The organism is Yersinia kristensenii (genome assembly GCF_900460525.1).
GTDB classification, from domain to species: Bacteria; Pseudomonadota; Gammaproteobacteria; order Enterobacterales; family Enterobacteriaceae; genus Yersinia; species Yersinia kristensenii.
Map to the genome: position 1 here is coordinate 2,657,516 of NZ_UHIY01000001.1, position 17,838 is coordinate 2,675,353.

A 17,838-nucleotide genomic window follows, 5' to 3' on the forward strand; every position below is an offset into this window, starting at 1 on the left:
CGTGGCAGAATATAAAAAAATAATGACAGCTATTTCACCTGGGATGACAAACACATCAATATGGATCGCTCCCGTATACTCAAGTTCCTATTACCTTATTTGTGGCCTAAAAATAATTCGAAACTCCGCTACTACCTGATTGCCGCCGTGATATTTATGGTGGTTTCTAAGGTCAGTACCACACTGGTGCCCCTTGCCTACAGGGCGATGATCGACACATTAAGCACTGAAAATGCCAAGATGATGGCTATTCCCATCACTTTGATCATTGCTTATGGGATCGCGAGAGTCAGTGCCTCACTATTCGAAGAACTGCGTAACGTGATGTTTGTACACGTCAGCCAGAACGCAACTCGGTTGCTTGGTTTACGGGTATTTAAACAATTACATGAGCTAAGTTTGCGTTTTCATCTGGACAGGCAAACCGGCGGGTTATCTTTATCTATTGAGCGTGGTACACAAGCGGTTGCCACAGTACTTTCCCGCATTTTGTTCTCTATCTTCCCCATTTTATTTGAGATAACCCTGGTCTCTCTTATCATGTGGCATTTGCTAGATGGTTGGTTCGCAGTCGCTATTCTGGTGACAGTGGCATGCTATATCCTATTTACTGTGGTGGCGGTCAGTTGGCGAACCCGTTTTCGGCGGGAGGTTAATCAAGCCAATTCAGATGCCAACACCAAGTCCATCGACAGTTTGATAAATTATGAAACGGTAAAATATTTCGGTAATGAACAGTTTGAAGCCGAGCGCTTTAACTCGTCACGAAAACTGTATGAATATGCAGCGATAAAAAGTCAATTCAGTTATACCGCTTTAAGTTTGGGGCAAACTACCATTATCTCCATAGGGCTGGTGGTGATGATGTCCATGGCGGCGCAAGGTATTACACAGGGCCGTATGACCATTGGTGATTTTGTGTTGGTCAATGCTTACCTTCTTCAGCTGTACCAGCCACTCAATTTCTTTGGGTTTATTTATTCCGAGATCAGACAAGCACTGATTGATATGGAGAATATGCTCGATTTATTGATGGTGGAAAAAGAGATTACAGATTGCCCTGATGCGCCGGCTTTACATCTTACAAAAGGGGAAGTGCGGTTTGACTCAGTCAGTTTTGGTTATGATCCGCGTAGACCTATTCTGAATAAAGTGAGTTTCACTATCCCTGCTGGCAAAACAGTGGCGGTTGTTGGTGCATCGGGAGCCGGTAAATCAACACTATCTCGTCTATTATTCCGGTTTTATGATGTCACTGATGGCGCGATTTATATTGATGATCAAGATATCCGCAATGTGACTCAAGCCAGTTTACGTGAGGCTATTGGCATCGTGCCGCAAGATACGGTGCTATTCAATGACACGCTGCGTTATAACATTGCTTACGGCAAAACTTCTTCCAGTTTTGCAGAAATAGAACGCGCGGCGAAACTGGCCCATATTCATGATTTTATTATTGGTTTGCCAGATGGCTATGACACGCGAGTAGGGGAGCGTGGGCTTAAGTTATCAGGGGGTGAGAAACAGCGAGTGGCGATTGCGCGCACGATTCTTAAAAATCCGGCTATTATGGTTTTTGATGAAGCGACCAGCGCGTTAGATACTCATACTGAGCGCGAAATACAGGCCCACCTGCGCGAAGTTAGCCGCGACCACACTACCTTGGTTATTGCTCACCGCTTATCCACTATTATTGATGCCGATGAAATTATTGTGATGGATGCGGGCTCAATAGTTGAACGTGGGCGGCATGAGGCGTTATTGCTGAAAAATGGCCGGTACGCAGCCATGTGGCAGAATCAATACCATGAAGACGAGCAACTTGCGTAATAACAAGTTGCTTATAAAGACTCTGCAAAAGGGTGCATAAACATGAATGTGCACTCTTTCCGCTGATATTGATTGATTTGCGGAACCAACCGCTGGAAATGCTCGGATGCGCAATGTATATCTAATGCCGCTTGGTTTGGCCATTCTTCAACAAAAATAAAGTTGCCGGGATCTTTATGATTGATAAATAAATCATAGGAAATACAAAGTGGCTCAAGTTTTGTTCTTTCCACTAATTCTTTATAGAGTGGCATGACATCACTGATGTGCTCAGGTTTTATAAAATCTTGTGCAATGACTTTTAACATAGGTGTATTAGCGCTAGGCTCCGGTAAAATGCGTGTAAGCGAATACTGCCAGCGCAATAGCGATCATAATCATCGTCGTTTTTCTCATTTTAATTCTCGTTATAAATGATGAGTTTCAAGTTGGCTCGCCAAACGATAACGTAAATTCCGCTAAAAAACAGCTATCGCGACAAAATATTCCGTTTCAGGGTAATGTCAGCAAAATCAATAAAGTCACACAGGACGGGGTTCTTACGGGAGGTTAATCCTGCGTAAGTTGATATTGATCTCATTTTTAATATAATTATTTGTGTTAACTTTTACGATGTGCATCGTCACATAAGGGGGATAATATGTCAGCACTTGAGAAACTCATTTCAGCATATTGCCATACCAGCCTGGACTTTGTGGCATCCACGGTTGCTTTTATGGAAAACCAAAAAAAGAAAATAAATGTTGATGAAATTGAAGCGAAACTTTCGCCAGATGAATGCGATTTCTTTCGGGAAAGATTAGCTCATTACAGAGACATATATCGGCCTCAGTGATCTTACGGCTGTTTTGTCCTGCATTCAACATTAAATAAGCCGCCTGGTGGCGGCTTATTCTATTTTTAGAATAGAATCTCTGAAGATAAGGTGCTTTTATGCTTTCTTGGTAGCAAGAATGACACTGGATGCTTTAAATAATGCAGTGACTTCACTTCCTACAGATAACGCCATTTCTTCCAGGCTTTCATTAGTGATAACTGAGATCAGTGCTAACCCATTAACGGTAACAACTTTAACAGTAGAGTTAATGGCGCCTTTTGAGATGGTTTGGACTTTACCCGTAAATTGGTTACGGGCTGAAAAATTCAAACCACAATCCAGAGAAGCTAAAATAACCCAAGGTGCTTTGACTAAGGCAATTGCGGGTTTTCCTACCGACAGACCTAATGCTTTGCAGCTCGTTTTAGTAATTACGGTAGTCAGCTTTTCACCACCGTCTAAAGATAGAACAACCTCATCATTGACTGAACCTTCAACAATGGCATGGACTGTTCCGGATAACTGGTTTCGTGCAGAGATAGACATCGTATTCCCTCATGGTCACGTCAAATTGACACCGTGCCAGACAAAATTCCAGTCCGACACCCCATTTGACCAAATACACTTACAGGAGTACAGGAGTACAGGAGTACAGGAGTACAGGTGTGATGCTCATATCTCATAGAAAAAAATGGACATGTGCTTGCGATCACATAAATCAAAACGAGATAAAGCGTGACGTATATTTATTGAGTAATAAAATCCGCGATAACAGCACTGACGCCGCAAATACGGATAACAGTAATGTGAACCTCAGTGTGACATCCGATAAGTTATATGCGCTGGCAATGAAATAGAAAATCCCATCATGCAAAATATAGACTCCAATCATGGATGGACTGATATAGGCTAATGTTTTCTTTATCCATTCGTGTTTAGTGTCAAAATTATCAAATATGACAAATAAGCATAAGCTCAGTATTAAAACGTGTAAGTTATCGAGGAAATAGCTGGCATTTACTGTTTTATAAACATATATCGACATAAAACTTTCATAGAAGTACATGGAAACTGCTGTCGGGATAAGAAGTACTTTTGCCACAAAACGTATTCTCGGAATTTTGGTTATTCTTTGACATACTTTGGAGCAAAGGAACCTGCCGGTCATATAATAGAAGATCCACGTCCATAATCTAAAGTATTGCGGAAAATCAATTAGGTAGGGTTTTTCACTAAATGCACTGATTAAATCGATAGAAACAGAAAATATCACCAAACACGAGAGGGTTATGATTGCTGTTCTGTTACTTTTTAATATCTTAGAGATTATTGGATTGATTAGATAAATAATAGCAATACTGAATAAAAGCCAACTTTGCAGGAAGTAACCCCGCTTGAAGCCATCTTCATTGATGAAGTAGAAAAGCACATTCCAGAAAATAATAATGGTTATTATAGATTTTAACTTTCTGAGTATATCTGATTGATCTATCTCATCATTTGAATCGATATAACCAATAATCATAAAGAAAAGTGGAGTTGCGATGATCGATAAAAAGTACAGAATACTCATCACTTCGCCACCGAGAAAGCACTGTTCAGTACACGTTTTACTGGCAGAATAAAAGGTAACGGCAGAAAAGCAGCTTAATGTTTTCAGTGCATGTAAACCGACGTTTCTCATAAAGTTGTTTGGCTTAAAATAAAGTTAAACGAGATATCCAGCTTCAGATAACGTAGGTATAGCATTAGAACCTTCCTGTTTAGGCTACTAATTTTTCACTATTTTTACATACAATCCTAATGCTGTCACGTTCGGCAGACCTAAAGATAAATAAACAACTAAGAAATATTCTTTTTAGAAAAAGACGTTTCCTACACTCTCTGGTGTTGACATCCTATATATATCCTCACTCCTCTATGGTTTACTGCAAAGTAAGGTATGTTCTGGGCTATCTACATAATTTTTAATAGCTTTTATTTCATCACAAACAGATGTGAGTTAACAATTCATAGGGTGCTGAAGCACTAGCGGGTGTGGCCAATATGATAAGCTGTATGATCGTTGATAATGATAAATACCAAACGTTGGGTATGGTAACCATCGTAAAAAAGATATTTACATCGTTAGGGTTTAAAAAAGAGATTAAATTCTATCGTAAAGCATTTTATTCGGCAGATATCATTTTTATTGGCGTTGATGAGTTTAGTTTTTTCGATGCTCTGAAACGTCTGGATAAAGCGCCTTCAGAAGCAGATGTTTTTTTGATTTGTGATTCCCGGTTGAATAGCTTTTTACAGGGTATTCCAAGGTTCAGTAATGTGACGATGATCTTCAGAGAAGACTCCATCGATACCGTTACCAATAAGATTGCGACTGTTTTTAAACGTAAAGTTCGCGGGCTTAAAGAAAATTTAATTGAGCGAAAATCCCCGAAAGTATTGAGTCCATCATCGTCAGAGCGGCAGTATTTGACACCTAATGAAAATATCGTGTTGAAATTGTTTAATGAAGGATTTTCGGGGGGAGATATCGCCAGAATTTTGAAAAAGAGTGAAAAAACAGTCAGTGGACAAAAACGGTCGGCCATGAAAAAACTGGGTGCCCGTACTGATGTTGAGTTAATTAAAATGTTTATGTTCAAATAGTTAATATAACAATGGACTGAATTTTGGTTACTTTTTCCGTCGACACCAGAGAATACCAAAGGGATTTTCTTGTGCTAGCGGGCAGGGATGCCAGCTTCAAAACCCCAAACAGCCCCAAAGTTATTTGGGGCTGTTTATGGGTTGCGATGCCGCGTTGTTTCAGTAAAAACAAAACCCAGACTAAATACTCTTCAACTTGGTAATCGTACTGTCGATATCAACCTCGTACTCAGAGAATGTGTATGTGACATTTTGGAACGTCGTTATTGATAGCATTCTCAATGGTACTGTTTTTTCTGAAATATCTTCTTCCTGTGGCCGGATTTTATTCATCAGTAAATTGACTGAAAGGATAGTGTTGGCTTTATCGACTTCAGCCTGCGCAGGAATTTCTTTAGTAAAGGTATTGAATGACTTGATACTGGTGAGTTTGATTCTCTCATTAGCAATAAATATGTATTTGCTCTCAATTGCCACTTTCACTGCAAATGCGGATAATCCTTTAGTATTGGTTGTCGGCTCGAAAGTGACTTCCGCACCTTTTTTGATCATCTCGGGATTAGCAACTTTAATAACGTGAAAATAACGGTTATCTCCGTTCTCATCGGTGATAAAACCAAAACCTTTATCTTCAAAAAAAGTTGTTATTCTACCGTTCATCATGCATCTCATATTAGCGTATCCAATGGGTAAGTATAATACAGGTGAATCGCTTTCAGATACAGTCTGGTGCTTTCTTACAACACCTTTAGGGTGTGTTGTAAAAGAAAAAAATATGGATTTCTGTGCTAGTAATTGAGCATGAAAGGTGGCTTTTTCACTTTTTATCTAATTTTTGTGATCTCTGCCGTGGACAAAAAACAGTTCTATTGCTGTACTGTATTGGACACACATTTTGTGTCCAACATTCACGTAAAGGTAAGTTTGATGTCTAAGATTAAAGGTAGCGTTAAGTGGTTCAATGAATCTAAAGGCTTTGGTTTCATTACCCCAGAAGATGGCAGTAAGGACGTTTTCGTTCACTTCTCCGCCATCGCTAGCAACGGTTTCAAAACTCTTGCTGAAGGCCAGCGTGTAGAATTTGAAATCACGAACGGTGCCAAAGGGCCATCTGCTGCTAATGTTATCGCTATCTAAGTAGCCAATATTTCTTAAAACCCGCCCCATTTTTATCAGGCGGGTTTTTTATTTTTAGCCCTAAAGGGATTAGCTAAAAGAGATATGCCTTTAAGAAGGTGGCGGTGATCAATAGGCAAAAAATGACTGCCAGCCATTCGGTTCCTGTTTTAGGTAAACTAAACATAGGATTTATCCAGCACATCAGTCACCCCATCGGTTAACTGTTCTCAGCTAAATAATTATCTTATCTGTAGATTAAGAAAACATTAAGACGGTGTAAAAATAGCGCTATCTTGCTCGTTATTATTGACCAGCAAAGTAATTAACCAATATGAAAGCCAGCATAGTCATGGCAAGTGAACCAGCCAGATTAAGTGCAACCGTACCAGCCGCCCAAGCTAATTTCCCATCCTGAAGTAAATAGACAACTTCAACAGAAAAGGTTGAAAATGTCGTTAGACCACCGCAAAAACCCGTGGTAATCAGTAACTTCCAAACGGGGTCAATGTGTGCAATTCGGGTGAATACTGCTAATGTCAGGCCGATAATGAAAGCACCAACCAAGTTTACAATAAGTGTCCCCACTGGGATATTGGGCGAAAAATTGTTTAGCTTCATACTGACTAGCCAACGGGCAACACTACCTACTCCACCACCAATAAATACTGCCAGCAATGTATTAAACATAAACACCTTTCTTTAGAGATACCACTATGCCGGTACTTTGCTGTTATTCAGCTTGCCAGTTCAATGCGGTTACGACCATTGTCTTTTGCCAGATATAGCGCAGAGTCGGCAGCTTTCAGCCATTGCTGATAGTTAACCATGTCGTGCCGGTAATCCGCGATACCAGCACTGACTCTTAGCTGTAAAGTCGGGGCTTGGATAAAAACTAAATCAGCCAGTTTTTCCTGAATTCGCAATAATATTTCCCGTGTTTGTTCTGCTGTAGTATTAGGTAAAATGGCACCGAATTCATCCCCACCGTAACGGCCAACAATGTCGATGGCTCGTAGCCCTAGCAATAATTCTTCGGCAAGAATAGTAATAGCTTCATCACCCACCGCATGACCAAAAGTATCATTAATCGATTTGAAATTATCAATATCAAGTAAAATAAGTGTGGCACCGTGTTGGTAGCGTCGGCAACTATCAAATTGATTATGTAGTTGATGTTCCCAGTGTCTGCGGTTATAAAGCCCGGTTAACCCATCCCTGACACTAATACGCAATAACTCTTCTTTATTTTCGGCCAGACGTTTTGCGGTGCGATAGGTGACTAATCCAAGTAGGGAAGGGTAGATAATTATCATCGGTAAGCTGGCATAGACCTGGAGTGGTGAGGTCTCAGGTTTAAAGGGTAAATTAAATATCCATGCGGTCAGTAAACTACAGGCAATCTGCAATGCGAGGCCTTTGCAAAAAACGTTTTTTCCGCCAGAAGCAATATTGTTCATACTCATCATGGACAGAATCACAACAGACGGCAGAGCATTGAACGACATTATTGCGACCCAGACACCACCTAGTGCTGAGTCTATTTTCATATTTATGATTTCTTGCTCAAACGGTTGTTCAGAGCGTAAGGCCAGCAGGTATGAAATATGTGGCCAGACTAATCCATTAAGGGCGAGCAAGAACCAAAGCCATAATGGAGAATTCTGAGTGTAGAGTACTGAGCCGACACAAAACATACCAATGCCTAAGCCAAATACACGCGGTAAATAAGTCATTTTAGCAAAACTTAACCCAGATCGGCGGGTATTTATTCTACTTGAATAAGGCAATTGGCGATTCCCTCGTTATTTTTGCTTTGGGGGGATGTTAACGGCAATGTCTCATCCGGAGTGAGTCAAATAAGCGAGAATGGACTCTGAGTAAATCATAGTTCACTAACGAAATCTGTTACATATTACTCTTGTTTTAATCGGCAATTTATTCGTAAATAGCCCATGCTTTAATAAACAGTGCTAATCAAGAAGGTGTGTATGGAAGGTCTCAGTATTACCAAGTTATTGGTAGTCGGCATATTGATTGTGTTGTTGTTTGGTACCAGCAAACTGCGCACGCTGGGTGCGGACTTAGGTGCGGCCTTAAAAGGTTTTAAAAAGGCCATGGGCAATGACGATGCTCCGCCAGCCAGCACGACTGCTGAGTCTAAAACAGCAACAGAAGCCAAACCGCCGATCGAGCATAAAGACTGATTATACTTGCTTGGCCGCCATCTCGGTTGCCATAGAAGAATGATCATTCATTAGCTGGGGTATTATCAGCAATTCTTCTGTAGCTGATAATGGAAACAGGCTGATAGCTAAAAACGGATCTTCACTGGAAATCCGTTTTTGGTCGTTTATTATTTAAGGTGTAATAAAACATTTCATTGAAATTAGCCTGAGTATTTATTCAGGCTAATTTGCTTACTTAACTTCCAACCCTTTTGCTTGCAAGTCTGCATGGTAAGAGGATCGCACAAACGGGCCACAAGCGGCATGGGTGAAGCCCATTGCCATTGCTTCCGCTTTCATCTCATCAAACTCTGCTGGGCTGACATAGCGCTGTACCGGTAAATGGTGACGGCTAGGCTGTAAATACTGCCCTAGTGTCAGCATAGTGACGCCGTGGCGGCGTAAATCATGCATCACTTCCACGATTTCGGCATTGGTCTCACCTAAGCCCACCATTAACCCAGACTTGGTAGGAATCTCTGGGTGAGCTTCTTTGAAGCGCTCCAATAATTTAAGCGACCATTCATAGTTAGCCCCTGGGCGAACCTGACGATACACCCGGGGAACGTTTTCCAGGTTATGGTTAAACACATCCGGTGGAGTTACCGTCAAAATATCTAATGCGCGATCCATACGACCACGGAAATCAGGCACTAGCGTTTCTATTTTAATTGTTGGATTCTTGGCTCGAATTGCTGAGATGCAATCTGCAAAGTGCTGAGCACCACCATCACGCAAATCATCCCGGTCGACAGACGTGATAACGACATAGCGCAGACCCATATCTTTAATAGTCTGAGCCAGTTTTTCTGGCTCATTGGCATCCGGTGTGACCGGGCGACCATGGGCAACGTCACAGAATGGGCAACGGCGGGTACAAATTGCCCCGAGGATCATAAATGTTGCGGTACCGTGGTTAAAGCACTCCGACAGGTTAGGGCAGGACGCCTCTTCGCAAACCGAGTGCAGACCATTTTTACGCATTGCAGCCTTGATACCCTGAATGCGGCTGGAGTCAGCAGGAAGCTTGATTTTCATCCACTCGGGTTTTCGTAGCAGCTCTTGGCGTTCAGTAACCACGGTTTTAATCGGGATTAACGCCATTTTATCTGCGTCGCGGTATTTGACGCCGCGTTCCATCTGAATCGGTTTACTCATAATCGTACAGGTTCCAGTTCTGAATCTCTCAATTTGAGATTTTTTATTAAATTCAACGGGATGTGGCGTTCGTTAAAAAATTTTTGAAAATTGTTTAAAAATTATATCATCTTTCGCCAGTCCCATTCAGCCCCCAATTTTGTAGGCGTTTGTAAATGGGATGCTATAGGGCATTTGAACACCACATATTGACAGTTATTGAGCTATTGGGTGCCGACAGGTAAATAGTCAGCCAATGACCAGGGTTGTTGTTCTGCCGGTGAATAGCCTAATTCACGGATAAACTCACGCACTAATATGGGTTGGATATCCGCAATAGTGGTGCCCGCTTTTAGCGCACTGACCTGGGTCATTTGCATTCCGGCGTAACCACATGGATTAATGCGCTGGAATGGCTCCAAATCCATGGCAACATTGAGGGCCAAGCCGTGAAATGAACAGCCTCGACGAATGCGCAGGCCCAATGAGCAAATTTTCTGTTGGTCAACATACACGCCAGGAGCATCCGGGCGAGCTCGTGAATCAATGCCAAAATGAGCTAGTGTCTCAATGACAGTATTCTCAATCGCGGTGACTAATTGCCGCACGCCCAATTTGGCGCGTTTGAGATCAATCATGATATACATGACTTGCTGGCCAGGGCCATGGTAGGTGACCTGGCCCCCTCGGTCACTTTGGATAACCGGAATATCTCCAGGCATCAGAATATGTTCGGCTTTTCCTGCCTGACCTTGAGTAAAAACTTGCTGATGCTCAACCAACCAGATTTCATCCGCGCTGCTATCGGTGCGGAACTCAGTGAAATTATGCATGGCTTGAGATACGGGGGCATAGGGTTGTAACCCTAGCTGGCGTAAAATGATCTTGTGTTGTTGCAAGCGAGGCATCATCTGGTTACAGAAATGGTGGCGTCAGTATACCAGCCCAGCAGTGAGGAGCCACTGTTTTGGCGATTGAAAGAGAGAGTTTGATGATTGAAAGAATAGTTTTGTGGTAAAAATAAGGCCCGAAAGCTGAGTCAGCAGTTCGGACCATAGGTGAAAAGGCAGTATTGGAATAGCATTACAGCACCATTCTGACCAGCTCCAGGTTACCTAATTCTTCATACAGCGTTTCCACTTGATCGATATGGGTCGCGGTGATGGTGATGGAAACAGAGTGATAGTTGCCTTTGCTGCTCGGTTTTACCTGCGGGGTATAATCTCCCGGAGCATGGCGCTGTACCACTTCAACCACCTGGTTAACCAGTTGAGGTTCAGCAATGCCCATGACTTTGTAGGTAAAGGGACAAGGGAACTCAAGCAGTTCATTCAGTTTAGTTTTCATGTGCACTCCTGGGGTTGACGGACAGATTGCTGTCGGAACAATTATTGCCGGATAGGTATTAAGATAACAATAAAAACGTCCGACTATAAAATTATAACTCCCGCCGAGGCGGGAGTTTGACATTCTTTATAATGTGGGGATTATTTACGGCTTTTCAAGCCAGCGGCCTAGCCGAACCAGCGATGGAACATAAGCTTGACGTAATCCACCATGCGGCTGAAGAAACCACCTTCTTTAACTTCGTTCATCACCACCAATGGGCGTTGATCGATGGTTTTGCCATCCAACTGGAAGTTAATCATCCCAACAACTTGATTCTTCGCCAGTGGCGCATGAATTTCAGGGGTATTGAGCACATAGCTGGCTTTCAGGTCTTTCATCCGGCCACGTGGGATTGTCAGATAAACATCTTTATCAACCCCTAACTGTACGCGATCACTGTCACCAAACCAGACTGGCTCTGAAGCAAACTCTTTGCCGACTTTCAGTGGTGCTACGGTTTCAAAGAAACGGAAGCCCCAGGTCAGCAGTTTTTTGCTCTCGGTTTCACGGCCTTTATAAGTGTGGCCCCCCAAAACGGCTGAAATCAAACGCATTTGCCCATCAGTAGCTGATGCTACCAGATTATAACCCGCCGCTTCGGTATGGCCGGTTTTAATACCATCAACATTCAGGCTGGTGTCCCAGAGCAAGCCATTACGGTTCATCTGGCGGATATTGTTGAAGGTAAATTCTTTCTCTTTATAAATAGCGTATTCATCTGGCACATCGCGAATAAGTGCCTGGCCGATCAATGCCATATCGCGTGCTGAGCTGTACTGCCCTTCAGCATCTAAACCATGAACTGTTTTGAACTGGGTGTTTTGCAGGCCCAGCGCTTTAACATAGTTGTTCATCAGGTTAACGAATGAGTCTTGGCTACCAGCAACGTAATCGGCCATCGCGACACAGGCATCGTTACCTGATTGCAAGTTGATACCACGGGTCAGTTTAGAGACTGGCACACGGTCGCCTGGTTTCAGGAACATCAACGAGGAGCCTTTGAACTCTGGATTGCCAGTCGCCCAGGCATCTTTACCCACGGTAACCATATCTTCTGGCCCGATTTTACCGGCTTTGATTGCCTGCCCAATAACATAACTGGTCATCATTTTGGTCAGACTAGCGGGGTTGCGGCGCGCATCCGCATTCATTTCTGCTAATACTTTGCCTGAGTTGTAATCAATCAGAACGTAGGCTTCCGCGTCGATCTGTGGCACGCCGGGGATCATGGTTTTTAAATTGACGTCATCAGCGTTTGCAGCAGAAGCTGCGCTCATAACAATGACAGTACCGAGCGCCAGGCTCTTGATAATGCGAGAAGTAGTTACATATTTCATGATCAGGACAACAACATCCGTGGGAGTAAGTTAAAAAAGTGCTACATCATACCATAGCCTTCTTACTTGACGTTGCTGCCTTGCTGCAACGCCAATTAATTGGGTTATAAACGTATGTAGCGTTTATGCTTTTAACCGTAACATCCTGTTTGGACAGAGAGTTACGGTTATTTTTAGTCGACGGGCCTTAAATTGCTACAAGGTATGTATGGTTTAAGGTGCCGCAACCACAAATGACTGCTGTTGAGTTTCGCTCGACAGGCGTTGTTGCAGTTCAACGGCCTGCTGGCGGTTGCTGAATGGCCCCAGTTGAACGCGGTGTACGCTACCATTGGTTGTCACTTTCCCCGGCACACCAAAACGTTGACTCAAACTTTGTTGCCAGGTTTGCGCTCGCTGCGCATCACTCAATGCACCGACTTGAACCACATAGCCACCCGATGATGGCGTTGCAGCAGCTGACGAGGTGACAGGGCCGGGGTTGGCAACCACTGGCGGTTGTACCGGTTGTGAACTCACTGCTGTGGGTTCTGAACTTTCCAGCACCCCCGCCGGGACTGGAGTTGATGCACGCAGGAAGCCACTGCTTTGTGGGGCTACTGGCTGGGCGGCATCCGCACCGGATAAATGACTATTATCTATAGGGCGGACAGGCGCACTGACTGCGGGAGCATCTTGCTGAACTGGGGTTCCCATCTCGCTGGAAGTCAGGTCTGGGCGGCTTGGCAATGCATAGCTTTGCTTCGCAATAGTGGTACCCACCATACCGGGGCCAGATAATGAGCCATCCGGTGCCACATTGATAAAATCAATCTTCACTTTGGTATTATTCGAAATGTTCAGACGGTCAGCAGCGGCTTTGGATAAATCAATCACCCGACCTGGCGTGTAGGGGCCACGATCATTGACTCGAACCACAATCTGGCGGCCATTACTGATATTGGTAACCCGCACATAGCTTGGGATGGGCAGAGTGGGGTGAGCTGCCGTCAATGCGTTGGGATCAAAAATTTCGCCAGTAGCCGTGGTGTTACCATTGGCCTCTTCGCCATACCACGCCGCGAGGCCAACCTGACTGAAGTTTTGTGGGTCTTTGACTATGCTGTAGGACTGGCCATTAACCTTATAATCCTGATTGAAATTAGGATTAAAGGGCTCATAGCGAGGTTCTGCACCGCCGATTTCTTCCACAGGGCCATTATATGTCTGCTGCACCTGTTGCTGGGGTGCCGGAGGCTGACTGGTACATGCTGATAACAGCACGCCTGCGATGCCAATCCAAAGCCATTCCTTACGCATTGCTCACCTCTATAAATTCTTAGATAACATTTTTCGATGAGTATGTATCGACATCACGATACCAAACCCGGCCATCAGCACTATCAGCGCCGAGCCTCCATAGCTGACCAAAGGCAAAGGTACGCCAACCACAGGTAAAATTCCACTGACCATACCTATGTTAACAAACACGTAGACAAAGAGTATCAGCATTAACCCGCCGACCATCACCCGGCCGAAAGTGGTTTGCGCGTGGGCTGCAATGACCAGGCCGCGCATAATAAGGCACAGATAAAGGGCTAATAACACCAGCACACCAATTAAGCCCAATTCTTCGGCTAATACGGCAAAGATAAAGTCTGTATGGCGCTCTGGTAAAAATTCCAGCTGTGACTGAGTTCCGTGTAGCCAGCCTTTACCTGATAGCCCACCGGAGCCAATCGCAATTTTAGACTGAATAATATGATAGCCAGCCCCAAGCGGGTCACTTTCCGGATCCAGCAGCATCATCACGCGATCGCGCTGGTAGCCATGCATCAGGAAGAACCACAGGATAGGAATAAATGCGGCAACCAAAACAGCGGCAATCGCGATTAAGCGCCAACTCATACCGGAAAGGAACAAAACGAATAACCCAGAGGCGGCGACCAAGATAGAGGTGCCAAGGTCGGGTTGCGCAGCGACCAATAAAGTCGGCATAAAGATTAAAATCAGTGCGATGCCGGTGTTTTTTAATGAAGGCGGGCAGACGTCGCGGTTCATAAAACGTGCGACCATCAATGGAACTGCAATTTTTGCTATTTCAGAGGGTTGGAAGCGGATAAAACCTAAATCCAGCCAGCGCTGTGCCCCTTTACTGATTTGCCCAAATGCATCGACCAGCACCAGTAAAATGACACACACGAAATAGAGGTAGGGCGCCCAGCTTTCGTAGACGCGGGGCGGTATCTGTGCCATCACCAGCATGACAATCAGGCCCATCGCAATTTGACCTACCTTGCGTTCCATCATGCCGATGTCTTGACCGCTCGCGCTCCACATCACGAAGGCGCTATAAGCCAGCAGCGCCAATACGCAAATTAGAAACGGCAGGTCGATGTGCATTTTGTACCACAAAGAGCCTTTTTGTTGATTATCAGTCATGAGTTACCTTAATCCGCTTCAACTAATTTGCTTTCGCTAGTCTGCTTCAACGCCCGGAGGCAGGGGAGCTGCGTCCGGTAATTCAGTGTTGTTATCGCCCAATAAGATATGGTCGAGAATTTGACGAGTAATCGTCCCCACCGCAGGCCCGGCACCGCCATTTTCTAAGATCATGGCGACAGATACCGTCGGGTTTTCGTAGGGGGCATACGCGACCATTAACTTATGGTCACGTAAATGCTCCGCCACTTTATGAGCATTATAAGTTTCGTAACTGTACACCTGTGCCGTACCGGATTTTACTGCAGCCTTATACGGAGTCCCTTCAAAGAACTTACGGCCTGTTCCGTTCGGGCGGTTGGCTACACCATACATGCCATCTTTGGCAATTTCCCAGTAACCGGAATGGATATCACCAATTTGAGTGGTATCTTCTTGTTTATAAGGGACTAAAGCGCCATCAATACGCGTGCTTTGCAACAAGTGAGGTGTTTTAACCGCACCATCATTAATCAGGGTCGTCAATGCTTTTGCCATCTGGATAGGGGTGGCAGTCCAATAACCCTGACCGATACCCACCGGGATGGTGTCCCCTTGATACCACGGCTTTTTATGACGTTTTTGTTTCCATTCACGAGTCGGCATCAGGCCAGCCCGTTCTTCGGATAAGTCGATACCGGTATATTCACCATAACCGAATTTGGTCATCCACGCGGATAAGCGGTCAATCCCCATGTCATAAGCAACCTGATAGAAGAAGGTATCAGCCGACTCTTCCAGCGCTTTGGTGACATTCAAGCGGCCATGGCCCCATTTTTTCCAGTCGCGAAAGCGTTTTTCTGAACCGGGTAACTGCCACCAACCGGGGTCAAAGAGGCTGGTATTTTTGGTGATAACACCGGCGCTGAGAGCCGAAACAGCAATATAGGGTTTTACTGTCGACGCTGGCGGGTAAACCCCTTGAGTGGCACGGTTTATCAGTGGGCGATTCGGGTCATTCAATAGCCCTTGATAATCTTTATTGGAGATACCATCAACAAACAGGTTAGGGTCATAGCTGGGGTTGGATACCAAGGCTAAAATCCCACCGGTTCGCGGGTCGCTAACGACAACCGCCGCGCGGCTGCCACTTAACAATTGCTCAATATAGGTTTGCAGATGCAAATCAATTGTCAGATAGATATCTTTACCGGCCTGTGGCGGCTGCTCATGCAATTGGCGGATCACCCGGCCACGGTTATTCACTTCAACTTCTTCATAACCGGTTTTTCCGTGCAATACCGACTCATAATAGCGTTCAATACCAAGCTTGCCGATATCGTGCGTTGCGGCATAGTTCGCGAGAATACCCTCTTTATCCAGGCGTTCAACGTCTTTGTCGTTAATCTTGGAAACATAACCGATAACATGTGTCAGTGCCGAACCATAAGGGTAGAAGCGGCGTTGATAGCCTTTGACTTCAATGCCGGGGAAGCGGAATTGATTAACGGCGAAACGAGCGACTTGTACTTCGGAAAGCGGCGTTTTAACCGCAATTGAAGTGAAGCGGCGTGAGCGCTTACGCTCTTTTTCAAAGTTGGCGATATCCTCATCCGTCAGATCCACTACCGGGCGCAGTGCATTGAGGGTGGCGGGGAGGTCTTCAATTTTTTCCGGCATCAGTTCTAACTGATAAATTGTCCGGTTCATCGCCAATGGAGTGCCGTTTCGGTCAAATATCATGCCACGACTTGGCGCGATGGGAACCAATTTAATGCGGTTCTCATTGGATCGGGTGCGATAGTCTTCAAAACGGACTATCTGCAAATTGTACAGATTAGCGACCAATATCCCGCTGAGCAGCAGGATACCGAGAAAGGCCACCAGGGCACGCCGGACAAACAAGGCTGATTCAGCCGAATAGTCGCGAAAAGGGTTAGGTTCTTTTTTCATCCCGCTACTGACTTCACTCTATTCAGGGTTATCACTTCACTCAGATTCATCGCCCACTTATTCCCGGTGATAAGGGTGATTGGTCGTAATACTCCAGGCGCGATAGAGGCTCTCGGCCACTAAAACACGCACTAAAGGATGAGGTAGCGTCAGCGGAGAGAGCGACCAGCTCTGCTCGGCGGCGGCTTTACAGGCCGGGGCTAACCCCTCCGGCCCGCCAATCAGCAAGCTGACATCGCGGCCATCCTGCTTCCAGCGTTCTAATTGTTGAGCCAATTGCGGGGTCTCCCAGGGCGTCCCTGGGATATCCAGCGTGACAATGCGGTTGTTTTTTCCAACCGCCGCCAGCATCAGCTCGCCTTCTTTTTCCAAAATGCGTTTGATATCCGCATTTTTACCCCGCTTACCTGCAGGTATTTCTACCAGCTCGAAGGGCATATCTTTGGGAAAGCGGCGCAGGTAATCAATAAAACCTGTCTGCACCCAGTCTGGCATTTTTGTGCCGACGGCTACCAGTTGCAGTTTCACCGCTTAGCTCCAGAGTTTTTCCAGTTCGTAGATACGGCGGCTTTCTTCTTGCATCACATGCACAATCACTTCGCCTAAATCGACGACGACCCAGTCAGAGACACCCTGACCTTCGATGCCAAAAGGTATCATGCCTGCTGCGCGAGATTCCTGGACCAGGTTATCTGCCAGTGCCATAACATGGCGAGTGGACGTCCCGGTACAAATAATCATGAAATCAGTGATACTGGACTTACCCTGAACATCCAGAGTGATAATGTCTTGGCCTTTTAAATCATCGAGCTTGTCGATAACAAATTCTTGGAGCGCTTTACCTTGCAAAGGTTCCCCCTCGGGTGATTTCTGTCTATAACGTTCTCAGGTACTGTTTCACAGGATACCCCGTGGACAGTGACCGGTTTTGAACGGTTATGATGTATTTATCGGCAGGATGCCGCTGAAAGCCAGCTGTTTA

At 44.9% G+C, this 17,838-nt stretch carries 20 protein-coding genes; 5 read left to right on the forward strand and 15 right to left on the reverse strand.

Features of this window, described 5'->3' with window-relative positions; all coding sequences use genetic code 11:
* Positions 1-60: 60 nt before the first annotated feature.
* Positions 61-1,830: an ABCB family ABC transporter ATP-binding protein/permease gene (locus tag DX162_RS12090; RefSeq protein ID WP_032819856.1), complete on the forward strand. Its 1,770-nt coding sequence runs from the start codon at positions 61-63 to the stop codon at positions 1,828-1,830.
* Positions 1,831-1,841: 11 nt separating this feature from the next.
* Here the strand turns inward: DX162_RS12090 and DX162_RS12095 are convergent, their stop codons facing one another.
* Complete coding sequence (locus DX162_RS12095; protein WP_004390622.1) at positions 1,842-2,138, reverse strand: putative quinol monooxygenase; 297 nt, start codon at positions 2,136-2,138, stop codon at positions 1,842-1,844.
* 332 nt (positions 2,139-2,470) lie between these two features.
* On the opposite strand from DX162_RS12095, the gene DX162_RS12100 reads away from it, so the two are divergent.
* Positions 2,471-2,665, forward strand: coding sequence for a glycogen synthase (locus tag DX162_RS12100; RefSeq protein WP_032819855.1), 195 nt, complete (start codon positions 2,471-2,473; stop codon positions 2,663-2,665).
* A 96-nt stretch (positions 2,666-2,761) separates the two neighbouring features.
* On the opposite strand, the gene DX162_RS12105 is transcribed toward DX162_RS12100, so the two are convergent.
* Positions 2,762-3,193 (reverse strand): TOBE domain-containing protein, encoded by a 432-nt coding sequence (locus DX162_RS12105; RefSeq protein ID WP_004390621.1) that lies wholly within the window; start codon positions 3,191-3,193, stop codon positions 2,762-2,764.
* A gap of 172 nt (positions 3,194-3,365) precedes the next feature.
* Positions 3,366-4,331 (reverse strand): acyltransferase, encoded by a 966-nt coding sequence (locus DX162_RS12110; RefSeq protein WP_004390620.1) that lies wholly within the window; start codon positions 4,329-4,331, stop codon positions 3,366-3,368.
* Positions 4,332-4,705: 374 nt separating this feature from the next.
* Here DX162_RS12110 and DX162_RS12115 point away from each other — a divergent pair, with 374 nt between their 5' ends.
* Entirely contained in the window at positions 4,706-5,296 is a 591-nt protein-coding gene (locus tag DX162_RS12115) for a helix-turn-helix transcriptional regulator (RefSeq protein ID WP_004390619.1), read from the forward strand.
* 180 nt (positions 5,297-5,476) lie between these two features.
* Here the strand turns inward: DX162_RS12115 and DX162_RS12120 are convergent, their stop codons facing one another.
* Positions 5,477-5,956, reverse strand: a complete 480-nt coding sequence (locus DX162_RS12120) for a cold-shock protein (protein ID WP_032819854.1) — start codon at positions 5,954-5,956, stop codon at positions 5,477-5,479.
* A gap of 267 nt (positions 5,957-6,223) precedes the next feature.
* Here DX162_RS12120 and cspE point away from each other — a divergent pair, with 267 nt between their 5' ends.
* Complete coding sequence (cspE, locus tag DX162_RS12125) at positions 6,224-6,433, forward strand: transcription antiterminator/RNA stability regulator CspE (protein ID WP_002210315.1); 210 nt, start codon at positions 6,224-6,226, stop codon at positions 6,431-6,433.
* A 285-nt stretch (positions 6,434-6,718) separates the two neighbouring features.
* On the opposite strand, the gene crcB is transcribed toward cspE, so the two are convergent.
* Together crcB and DX162_RS12135 are read right to left on the reverse strand one after the other, a co-directional pair.
* Positions 6,719-7,102, reverse strand: coding sequence for a fluoride efflux transporter CrcB (crcB, locus tag DX162_RS12130; protein WP_004390614.1), 384 nt, complete (start codon positions 7,100-7,102; stop codon positions 6,719-6,721).
* A 47-nt stretch (positions 7,103-7,149) separates the two neighbouring features.
* Positions 7,150-8,148 carry a diguanylate cyclase gene (locus DX162_RS12135; RefSeq protein WP_004390613.1) on the reverse strand — a complete coding sequence of 333 codons (999 nt, stop codon included), beginning with the start codon at positions 8,146-8,148 and terminating at the stop codon, positions 7,150-7,152.
* A 255-nt stretch (positions 8,149-8,403) separates the two neighbouring features.
* On the opposite strand from DX162_RS12135, the gene tatA reads away from it, so the two are divergent.
* Positions 8,404-8,619 (forward strand): Sec-independent protein translocase subunit TatA, encoded by a 216-nt coding sequence (tatA, locus tag DX162_RS12140; protein ID WP_004390612.1) that lies wholly within the window; start codon positions 8,404-8,406, stop codon positions 8,617-8,619.
* 213 nt (positions 8,620-8,832) lie between these two features.
* Here tatA and lipA read toward each other — a convergent pair whose 3' ends face one another.
* The 9 genes from lipA to rsfS all read right to left on the reverse strand — a co-directional run bounded on the left by lipA (position 8,833) and on the right by rsfS (position 17,705).
* Positions 8,833-9,798, reverse strand: coding sequence for a lipoyl synthase (gene lipA / locus DX162_RS12145; protein ID WP_032819853.1), 966 nt, complete (start codon positions 9,796-9,798; stop codon positions 8,833-8,835).
* A 203-nt stretch (positions 9,799-10,001) separates the two neighbouring features.
* Positions 10,002-10,688 carry a lipoyl(octanoyl) transferase LipB gene (lipB, locus tag DX162_RS12150; RefSeq protein ID WP_004390610.1) on the reverse strand — a complete coding sequence of 229 codons (687 nt, stop codon included), beginning with the start codon at positions 10,686-10,688 and terminating at the stop codon, positions 10,002-10,004.
* A gap of 172 nt (positions 10,689-10,860) precedes the next feature.
* Positions 10,861-11,124: a DUF493 family protein YbeD gene (gene ybeD, locus DX162_RS12155; RefSeq protein ID WP_004390609.1), complete on the reverse strand. Its 264-nt coding sequence runs from the start codon at positions 11,122-11,124 to the stop codon at positions 10,861-10,863.
* Between the two features lie 167 nt (positions 11,125-11,291).
* On the reverse strand, positions 11,292-12,503 hold the full coding sequence (gene dacA / locus DX162_RS12160; RefSeq protein WP_004390608.1) for a D-alanyl-D-alanine carboxypeptidase DacA: 1,212 nt from the start codon (positions 12,501-12,503) through the stop codon (positions 11,292-11,294).
* Positions 12,504-12,716: 213 nt separating this feature from the next.
* Entirely contained in the window at positions 12,717-13,802 is a 1,086-nt protein-coding gene (gene rlpA, locus DX162_RS12165; protein ID WP_004390607.1) for an endolytic peptidoglycan transglycosylase RlpA, read from the reverse strand.
* 9 nt (positions 13,803-13,811) lie between these two features.
* The gene (gene mrdB, locus DX162_RS12170) at positions 13,812-14,924 is read right to left on the reverse strand and encodes a peptidoglycan glycosyltransferase MrdB (protein ID WP_004390606.1); all 1,113 of its coding nucleotides are present in this window, start codon (positions 14,922-14,924) and stop codon (positions 13,812-13,814) included.
* 36 nt (positions 14,925-14,960) lie between these two features.
* Complete coding sequence (mrdA, locus tag DX162_RS12175; protein ID WP_004390604.1) at positions 14,961-16,856, reverse strand: peptidoglycan DD-transpeptidase MrdA; 1,896 nt, start codon at positions 16,854-16,856, stop codon at positions 14,961-14,963.
* Positions 16,857-16,913: 57 nt separating this feature from the next.
* Positions 16,914-17,384, reverse strand: a complete 471-nt coding sequence (gene rlmH, locus DX162_RS12180) for a 23S rRNA (pseudouridine(1915)-N(3))-methyltransferase RlmH (protein ID WP_004390602.1) — start codon at positions 17,382-17,384, stop codon at positions 16,914-16,916.
* 3 nt (positions 17,385-17,387) lie between these two features.
* Entirely contained in the window at positions 17,388-17,705 is a 318-nt protein-coding gene (gene rsfS, locus DX162_RS12185) for a ribosome silencing factor (RefSeq protein ID WP_004390601.1), read from the reverse strand.
* Positions 17,706-17,838 lie beyond the last annotated feature (133 nt).